At 70.7% G+C, this 8973-nt stretch carries 8 protein-coding genes; 5 read left to right on the forward strand and 3 right to left on the reverse strand.

Annotation, left to right across the window (positions count from 1 at the left end):
* The first annotated feature begins 307 nt into the window (after positions 1–307).
* A complete protein-coding gene (locus tag CEX87_RS26505; RefSeq protein ID WP_094289822.1) occupies positions 308–661 on the forward strand; it encodes a hypothetical protein in 354 nt (117 codons plus the stop codon).
* A gap of 3 nt (positions 662–664) precedes the next feature.
* On the opposite strand, the gene CEX87_RS26510 is transcribed toward CEX87_RS26505, so the two are convergent.
* On the reverse strand, positions 665–1270 hold the full coding sequence (locus tag CEX87_RS26510; protein ID WP_064399019.1) for a YqgE/AlgH family protein: 606 nt from the start codon (positions 1268–1270) through the stop codon (positions 665–667).
* A gap of 111 nt (positions 1271–1381) precedes the next feature.
* Between CEX87_RS26510 and CEX87_RS26515 the strand changes: the two genes are divergently transcribed.
* Both CEX87_RS26515 and CEX87_RS26520 read left to right on the forward strand, forming a co-directional pair.
* Complete coding sequence (locus CEX87_RS26515; RefSeq protein WP_064399022.1) at positions 1382–2668, forward strand: MFS transporter; 1287 nt, start codon at positions 1382–1384, stop codon at positions 2666–2668.
* A 10-nt stretch (positions 2669–2678) separates the two neighbouring features.
* On the forward strand, positions 2679–3455 hold the full coding sequence (locus CEX87_RS26520; protein WP_064399035.1) for a TIGR03084 family metal-binding protein: 777 nt from the start codon (positions 2679–2681) through the stop codon (positions 3453–3455).
* A gap of 6 nt (positions 3456–3461) precedes the next feature.
* Here CEX87_RS26520 and CEX87_RS26525 read toward each other — a convergent pair whose 3' ends face one another.
* Together CEX87_RS26525 and CEX87_RS26530 are read right to left on the reverse strand one after the other, a co-directional pair.
* Positions 3462–3944 (reverse strand): hypothetical protein, encoded by a 483-nt coding sequence (locus CEX87_RS26525; protein WP_064399025.1) that lies wholly within the window; start codon positions 3942–3944, stop codon positions 3462–3464.
* A 131-nt stretch (positions 3945–4075) separates the two neighbouring features.
* Positions 4076–5518, reverse strand: a complete 1443-nt coding sequence (locus CEX87_RS26530) for a CCA tRNA nucleotidyltransferase (protein WP_094289824.1) — start codon at positions 5516–5518, stop codon at positions 4076–4078.
* Positions 5519–5636: 118 nt separating this feature from the next.
* Here CEX87_RS26530 and CEX87_RS26535 point away from each other — a divergent pair, with 118 nt between their 5' ends.
* Together CEX87_RS26535 and CEX87_RS26540 are read left to right on the forward strand one after the other, a co-directional pair.
* On the forward strand, positions 5637–6470 hold the full coding sequence (locus tag CEX87_RS26535) for an NUDIX hydrolase (protein WP_064417748.1): 834 nt from the start codon (positions 5637–5639) through the stop codon (positions 6468–6470).
* Positions 6467–8878, forward strand: a complete 2412-nt coding sequence (locus CEX87_RS26540) for a hypothetical protein (RefSeq protein ID WP_094289826.1) — start codon at positions 6467–6469, stop codon at positions 8876–8878. The genes CEX87_RS26535 and CEX87_RS26540 overlap by 4 nt, the downstream gene beginning before the upstream one ends.
* Positions 8879–8973: the final 95 nt, after the last annotated feature.

An 8973-nucleotide genomic window follows, 5' to 3' on the forward strand; every position in this document is an offset into this window, starting at 1 on the left:
TCTGTGTTTGTGGTGATGTGTCAGACGCGGCAAGCATGTAGTATGGACACTGTTGCAGCGTGCGTGTATTGTTGTGTTATGGATACGGCGAGCAGCCGGCTGCGTCAGTAGGCTTTCGTCGGCAGCGTCGGAGGTGTAGAAGAGACAGGTCAGTTGCGACGGCGCCGGCCGCCCCGCGGTCCCCGAGCGCGACTGCGCTGGGAACCCAGCCGGGCCTGCCGGGTTAGGCCCGTCCCCCGGGCGAAGCCTGGCGCCCGGGGGACGTCCCAACTCGTCGATCGCGACGGGTCTCGATATTCTGTGGCCCATGCTCATTGCCGCGGTGGTCTGCCTGTGCGCTGCCGGCGCCATCGCCGCGGTCGGTGGATGGCTACTGAGCCGACCGCAATCCGAAGACCCGGTGCGCACGGTGTTGCGCTCGGTGGCGCCGACCCATCTGGCGGCCGCCGCGATGCTGGCAGCCGGCGGTGCGGTCGCACTGGCGGCCGATGCCGGCACGGCCATCGTCGTGTTGATCGTCTGCGTGGTCGGAGCGCTGGGAACCGTCGGAGCCGGATGCTGGCAGAGCGCAAAGATGGCCGTCCGGCTGTCGAGCGCTGAGCGCAGCGAGGCGGGCGGTTGCGGCGGCGCGTGCGCCACCTGCACGCTGTCCTGCAGTTGAGGTCTAGTTGCGGCTGACGTCGATCGGATGGGTGGCGAGCAACGACAGCGGAAGGGGCTGTCTGCGCAGCACCCGCGACCACAGGTCGATCTTCGGCTCGACCAGAACGTCGGACGGTAGGGCGGACAAAACGATCCAGTCGTCGCGCTCGATCTCGCCTTCGAGTTGGCCGATCGTCCACCCCGAGTAGCCGGCGAAGATTCGTATCCCTTCCACGACCGGGGCGATCGAGTCGGGATCGGCGTCCAGGTCGACCATCACCATCCGCCCCTGCACATGGCGCAGACCGGGGGCGTCGGCGGGCTCCATCCCGGCGCGCAGCGTCGCCAGGCACAGCGCCGCATCGCGTTTGACCGGTCCGCCGATGAACATCGTCTTCGGTTTTGCGGCCAGCTTGGCCCACTGGGGCAACACGTTGTAGACGGCGGTCTCGCTCGCCCGGTTCAGGACGACGCCGAGCGTGCCGCCGTCGTTGTGTTCGACGACGTAGATGACGCTGCGGCGGAACGTCGGCTCCAGCAGGTCGGTGTTGGCGAGAAGCAACGTCCCCGCCCGCACTCGAGGCGCGGCAGGGGCGATGAAATCCTCCGGGTCCTCTGACTGCGCCACCCGTCCATCATGGCACCGGCAACCCCTGTCGTGGCGGACAAGCGCGACGCCGCCGCGATATTTGTACTGTGGATGCGGTCCGATCCGCCGCTTCTGAGAACGTGATCTCCCGTGCCCGATTTCCGCGCGCCCGTAGCCGTCTGGCGGTCGGTGCGCAGCCTGCCCGAGTTCCGGCGTCTGCTGGAACTGCGGCTGGTGAGTCAGTTCGGCGATGGTCTGTTCTCGGCGGGGCTGGCAGGCGCGATTTTGTTCAACCCGCAGCGCGCCGCCGAACCGTGGGCGATCGCCGGCGCGTTCGCGGTGCTGTTCCTGCCCTACTCGCTGCTCGGCCCGTTCGCCGGAGCGCTGCTCGACCGCTGGGATCGACGGCTGGTGCTGGTCGCGGCGAACGCCGGCCGCCTGGTCTTGGTGCTGGCCGTCGCGCAGCTGCTCGAATCCGGCGCGGGTGACCTGGCGATCCTGTGTTGCGCGCTGATCGTCACCGGGTTCACCCGCTTCGTGTCGTCGGGGTTGTCAGCGGCGCTGCCGCACGTGGTGCCCAGAGATCAAGTGGTGGCGATGAACTCGGTTGCGATCGCGGCCGGTGCCGCGGCGGCGTTCCTCGGGGCCAACTTCATGTTGCTGCCCCGTTGGCTGTTCGGCGCCGACGACGCAGGCGCCGCGGTCATCATCTTGATCGTGGCCGCCCCGGTGGCGCTGGCGCTGTGGCTGGCGTGGCGTTTCCCGCCGCGGATGCTAGGACCCGACGACAGTGCGCGTGCGGTCCACGGCTCGGTGCTCTATGCGGTCGCCACCGGCTGGGTGCACGGCGTGAAAACCGTGATCGCGGTGCCTGCCGTGGCCGCGACACTGACCGGGTTGGCCGCGCATCGGATGGTGTTCGGGATCAACAGCCTGCTGGTGCTGGTGATGGTGCGCCATACCGACACTCAGCAGGTCGCGGGGTTGGGCACCGCGGTGCTGTTCGTCGCGGCGACCGGCGCGGGGGCCTTCATCGCCGCCGCGGTCATGCCGGTGGCGGTGCGCCGCTGGGGCCGGTACGCCACGGCCAACGGTGCGTTGGCGATCGCCGCGCTGGTCCAGCTGGCCGGGTCCGGACTGCAGCTGGCGATGATGGTGGTGTGCGGGTTCCTGCTCGGCATGGCCGGTCAGGTGGTCAAGCTGTGCGCGGACAACGCCATGCAGCTCGACGTCGACGACGGCATGCGCGGCCACGTGTTCACCGTGCAGGACTCGCTGTTCTGGATGACGTTCATCGGCGCGATCGCGTTGACGGCGAGCGTGATTCCTCCGGACGGACGCCAACCCGCGCTGGCGTTGGCCGGCGTCGGCGTATACCTCGCCGGTCTGGCCGCGCACGCGGCAATCGCGAGACGGGCGGCTCCGACCCCGGGCTAAGGTGACCGACATGGCTGGTGCCGCGCCGATGGTGGCCGACCTGCGCGCCGAGAGCGACGAACTCGACGGCCTCGTCGCCGATCTTCCCGCCGTGCGATGGGCAGAACCCACTCCGGCGGACGGCTGGACGATCGCTCACCAGATCGCGCATCTGTTGTGGACCGACCGCGTCGCGTTGACCGCCGTCACCGACGAGGCCGCCTTCGCCGGCCTGCTAGAAGAGGCGGGCAAGAACCCGACCGGCTTCGTCGACGCGGGCGCCGAGGAGCTGGCCGCGATGCCGCCAGGGGACCTGCTCGAAGAGTGGCGCACGACCCGGTCCCGGTTGCACGACGAGCTGCTGACCGTCGCCGAGGGCCGCAAGCTGCCCTGGTTCGGCCCGCCGATGAGCGCCGCGTCGATGGCGACGGCCCGGCTGATGGAGACGTGGGCGCACGGCCTCGACGTCGCCGACGCCCTTGGTGTGCGCAGGCCGCCCACGGAGCGGCTGCGTTCGATCGCCCACATCGGTGTGCGCACCCGCGACTTCGCGTTCGTGGTCAACGGTCGACAGCCGCCTGGCGAACCGTTCCGCGTCGAGTTGCGCGCCCCCGACGGGTCGACATGGTCGTGGGGACCGGAGGACGCGGACCAGCGGGTCACCGGCTCGGCGGAGGACTTCTGCATGCTGGTGACCCAACGACGTCCCCGCTCAGCACTCGATGTGCGCGCGGTCGGCGACGACGCCGAACAGTGGCTGGACATCGCGCAGGCGTTCGCCGGCCCGCCGGGGTCTGGCCGCGGTTAGCCCCCTTCAGAGTTCGACGGCCGAATCGGCGCGACCGTCGCCGTCACTGTCGGTCAGCTTGATGTCCCACTTGCCGTCGGCATCGGCGTCGACGTAAGCGTTCTCGCCGGCAAGAACTCGATCGGCCAGCCCATCTGCGTCGAGGTCCACCAGGCGGTCGTCGACGTGGCCGTCGGCGTCCAGGTCGACCATCGGCCCACCGAATTGCTCGACCCCGTCGAGGCCGAACCAGCGCAGCCCGCGCTCGACGCTGACGGTCCAGGTTCCGGTGCCGTCGTCGGTGAAATGAGTTGCGGCGTCGGCATGGTCGCGTACGAGGCGCTCGGCGATACCGTCGTCGTCCAGGTCGGCCATCGCATCGTCGAGCATGCCGTCACCGTCGAAGTCGAGCCCGACCGCTTCGAATGCACCGTCACCGTCGACATCCACGTCGGGGGTCGCGGACCAGATCGTCGCTGAGCCGTCGCCGTCACCGAGGCAGTAGTCCATGCCTTATGAGACGCACCGCTCCGGCCGCGGGTTCCACCGCTGAGCGCCCCGCCTCGCTCGAGACCGACGCAATGGTCGAATTCGCGTGCGCTGACCAACCAATACGTCGGGCTCGGCGAAGAAGCGGCCCGTTATTGCCCGCCGCGGGCGTTCCACCACGCCAGCAGTTCCTCGACGGCCTCGTCGCGCGGCAGCGGTCCGCGGTCCAGACGCAGGTCCTTGAGGTACTGCCACGCCTGGCCGACCTGGGGACCGGCGGGGATGCCGAGGATCTCCATGATCTCGTTTCCGTCGAGATCGGGGCGCACCCGCGCGAGGTCCTCCTTCTCGGCGAGTTCGGCGATCCGCTGCTCGAGGTCGTCGTAGTTGGCCTGGAGCCGGGCCGCGCGACGCTTGTTGCGCGTGGTGCAGTCGGCGCGTACCAACTTGTGCAGCCGCGGCAGCAGTGGACCGGCGTCGGTCACGTACCGGCGCACCGCCGAATCCGTCCACTTGCCGCCGCCGTAGCCGTGGAACCGCAGGTGCAGGTACACCAGCTGCGATACGTCGTCGACCATCTGCTTGGAGTACTTGAGCGCGCGCAGCCGTTTGCGCGCCATCTTCGCGCCGACCACCTCGTGATGGTGAAAGCTCACCCCGCCGTCGGGTTCGTGCTTGCGGGTGGCGGGCTTGCCGATGTCGTGCAGCAGCGCCGCCCAGCGCAACACCAGGTCGGGTCCGTCGTCCTCGAGCGCGATCGCCTGCCGCAGGACGGTCAACGAATGCCAGTAGACGTCCTTGTGCTGGTGGTGTTCGTCGATCGCCATGCGCATCGCGCCGACCTCGGGCAGCACCACATCGCCCAGCCCGGTCTGCACCATCAGGTCGACGCCCGCGACCGGATCGGCGCCGAGCAGCAGTTTGTCCAGTTCGGCGGCCACCCGCTCGGCGGTGATGCGTCCCAGCTGCGGTGCCATCTGAACCAGCGCGGCGACCACACGCGGCGCGACGGTGAACTCCAACTGCGAGACGAAGCGCGCGGCGCGCAGCATGCGCAGCGGGTCGTCGCCGAAGGACACCTCGGGTGCGGCGGGGGTGTCGAGCACCCTGGCACGCAGCGCCGCCAGGCCGTTGAGCGGGTCGTGGAAGTCGGCGGGTCCGTCGGCGGTGATGCGCACGGCCATCGCGTTGGCGGTGAAGTCGCGTCGCACCAGGTCGTCGTCGAGGTTGTCGCCGAACCGCACCTCCGGATTGCGGGACACCTGGTCGTAGGTGTCGGCGCGGTAGGTGGTGATCTCGAGACGCTTGTCGCCCCTGCCGACGCCGAGGGTGCCGAATTCGATGCCCGTGTCCCACAGCGAGTCGGCCCACGGCCGCAGCAACTTCTGCATCTGCTCGGGACGGGCGTCGGTGGTGAAGTCGAGGTCGGTCAGCGCACGGCCCAGCAGCGCGTCCCGGACACTGCCGCCGACGAGATACAACTCGTGACCGGCGTCGGCGAACAGCCGGCCGAGTTCGCGCAGCACCTCGCCGTGGCGGTTCAGCTCCACTTGCGCGGTGGCAAGGAGTTCGGCGTCGGTGGAGGAGGCGGGCACGTTCGGACAGCCTAGTCAGGCGACGATCAAGCGGCCCAGTCACACAAATGTGCAACGGCTCTATCACGACCGGTGAGTGCGGCGGGGGCGAATATGCGTGGCAGCTACTATCGCTTGGGTGTCGGACGGCGAACAGGCCAAACCACGACGGCGCCGAGGGCGACGTCGCGGCCGACGCGCGGCAGGTCCGCCCGAAGCCGCACCCGACCCGTCGACGCAGCGCCGCCGCCCCATCCCGCAGCCCCCGGCCGGCCAGACCAATTCCGCACCCAAGAACGGTGCCGCCGTCGACGGAAACAAGGACACCAAGGGCGGGCAGTCGAAGAAGTCGCGGCCGCGGCGGCCACCCGACCGGCTGCGCACTGTCCACGAGACCTCGGCGGGCGGCCTGGTCATCGACGGTATCGACGGCCCCAAGGAGAGTCAGGTCGCCGCGCTGATCGGCCGCATCGACCGGCGCGGGCGCATGCTGTGGTCGCTGCCCAAGGGCCATATCGAGATGGGTGAGACCGCCGAGCAGACCGCCGTCCGCGAGGTCGCCGAGGAGACCGGCGTGCAGGGCAGCGTGCTCGCCGCGCTGGGCAGCATCGACTACTGGTTCGTCACCGAGGGCCGCCGCGTCCACAAGACCGTGCACCACTACCTGATGCGTTTCCTCGGCGGTGAACTGTCCGACGAGGACGTCGAAGTCACCGAGGTGGCGTGGGTGCCGCTCAAGGAGTTGCCCAAGCGGCTGGCCTACGCCGACGAACGCCGCCTCGCCGAGGTCGCAGGTGAGCTGATCGACAAGCTGCACGCCCACGGCCCCTCCGCGCTACCGCCGCTGCCCCGCTCGTCGCCGCGGCGCCGCCCCCAGACGCACTCGCACACCCGCAAGCGTCGTCCCGACGAACGCGAGTGGGGGAAGATGCAGCCCGGCCGCCGGACGAACGGTTGCGGACAGGGCTCGTGACCGCCGCAGCGCTGCCGCGCGCGCTGGCCGCGCTGATCGTGCTGGCGCTGAGCGCCCTACCGCTCGTCCTACCGCCGGCCGCCGCCGCCCAATCCGATTCGACGCCGTTCCTTCAGGTCCGCGTCGACCGCGTCACCCCCGACGTGGTGACCACCACCAGCGAGCCGGTGGTCACCGTGGCCGGCGCCGTCCTCAACGTCGGCGACCGGCCGGTGCGCGATGTGGTCGTTCGGTTGGAGGATGCCGCGGCGGTGCGGACGTCGACCGGCCTGCGCACCAACCTCAGCGGCGACGTCGACCAGTTCGAGCCGATCGGCGAGTTCGTCCCGCTCTCGCCCGAACTCGCTCGCGGACAAGAGGTTCCGTTCACCCTGTCCTACCCCCTGCGGTCGGCCGACCGGCCGTCGCTCAGCATCGACGAGCCGGGGGTGTACCCGGTGATGGTCAACGTCAACGGCACCCCCGATTACGGCGCGCCCGCCCGCCTCGACGACGCCCGCTTCCTGCTGCCCGTGCTCGGCGTCCCACCCGACCCGGGCGCCGAGTCAGGTGACGCGGTCACGGCGATCGCAGCGCCCGACACGTCCAAGCCGGTCCGGCTGACGCTGTTGTGGCCGATCGCCGACCGGCCGCGGCTGGCCGCGGGCGCACCGGGCGGCGCCACCCCGGTACGGCTCATCGACGATGAGCTGGCGTCCTCCCTGGCACCGGGTGGGCGCCTCGACACGCTGCTGTCGGCCGTCGAGTTCGCCACCACCCCCCAGGTCGATCCCGACGGACGGGTGCGCGCCGCGACATGTCTGGCGGTCGACCCCGATCTGCTCGTCACCGTCAACGCGATGACGGGCGGCTACGTCGTCAACAACGGGCCCGACGCGGGGCCCGGCACCCCCACCCGCCCCGGCGCCGGGCAAGACGCGGCGGTGGCGTGGCTGAACAGGCTCAAGAACCTGGCGACGGGCATGTGCGTCGCCTCCACCATCTACGCGCAGGCCGACCTCGACGCGCTCCGCCGCGTCCGCGACCCCGGGCTCAGCCGGATAGCGACCATCGCTGCGGGCGACATTGTCGACCAGATCCTGGGCGTCACCTCGGTGCGCGGCGCCAGCCTGGTCGGCGACGGTCCGCTGACCGGCCCCGCGGTGCGTCTGCTGTCGGACCAGGGCGGCCAGACGGTGGCCGTCGCGGCCGCCGAATCGGGCTCGAACGACGGCACCGACGTCGCGGACTCCGGCGTCGCCGACACCGAGCCGGTCCGCTACACACCGCAGGTCGTCGCGGCGCCGTTCGACCCGGCCGTCGGGGCGGCGCTCGCCGGCGCGGGCACCGATCCCGTGGCGCCGGGATATCTGGACCCGTCGCTGGACATCCCGCTGCAACACGATTCGGCGGTGGCCCGGCGCCAGGACGCCCTGGGGGCCATGCTGTGGCGCGCCCTCAGTCCGGACGTCTCCCCGCGCACCCAGATCCTGATGCCGCCGCTGGCGTGGGCCATCGGCCCCGACGACGCCCGGGCGATGTTCCGGGCGGTCGCCACGGCGATCAACGCCGGGCTCGCCGAGCCGCGACCGCTCACCGCGGTGATCGGCGAAGGCAGCGCTCTCCCGCCCGACGACATGTCCCCGCTGCCCAGCGACGAGCTGGGCGACCCCGACGCCCGGTTCGACGACGCCGTCGTGTCGGGCATCGCCGCGATCACCGGGCGGCTGTGGGGGCTGACCGCGGCGCTGACCACCGACGAACGCACGGGGTTGACCGGATACGGCTACACCGCCCCGCTGCGCGAGGACATGCTGCGCGCACTGAGCCAGTCGGTGCCGCCCGACACCCGCAATGGCCTTGCGCAACAACGACTCACGACGGTCGGACACACCGTCGACGACATCTTCGGAGCGGTCACGATCGTCAATCCGGGTGGGGCCTACACGCTGGCGACCGAACGCAGCCCGCTGCCGCTGGCGTTGCGCAACGACCTGCCGGTTCCGATACGGGTCCGCCTCGACGTCGACGCGCCACCGGGGATGACGGTCACCGACATGGGCGAGATCGTGCTGCCACCGGGCTACCTTCCGCTGCGGGTCCCCATCGAGGTGCACTTCACGCAGCGCGTCGCCGTCGACGTCGCGCTGCGCACGGTCAACGGTCTGCCGCTCGGGGAACCGGTGCGGCTGTCGGTGCACTCGAACGCCTACGGCAAGGTGCTGTTCTTCATCACGCTCTCGGCGGGCGCCGTCCTGGTGCTGCTGGCCGGGCGTCGGCTCTGGCACCGGTTCCGCGGTCAGCCCGATCCCGCCGACCTCGACCGTCCCGACCCGCTCGAGGTCGCGCTGCACTACGACGACGACACCGACGCACCCCTCAGTCGGGCCGGACGCCGAGGCTCGGGCACCCGCGGTGGTGCCGGGTGAGCACGCCCGGGCCGCCGCCTCGGCCCCATCCGCCGGCACCGCCACGAACGTGGCCCGGTCACCCCTGTCTCTTATACCCATCCGACCACGCCCAC

The organism is Mycobacterium lehmannii, from assembly GCF_002245535.1.
GTDB lineage: Bacteria > Actinomycetota > Actinomycetes > Mycobacteriales > Mycobacteriaceae > Mycobacterium > Mycobacterium lehmannii.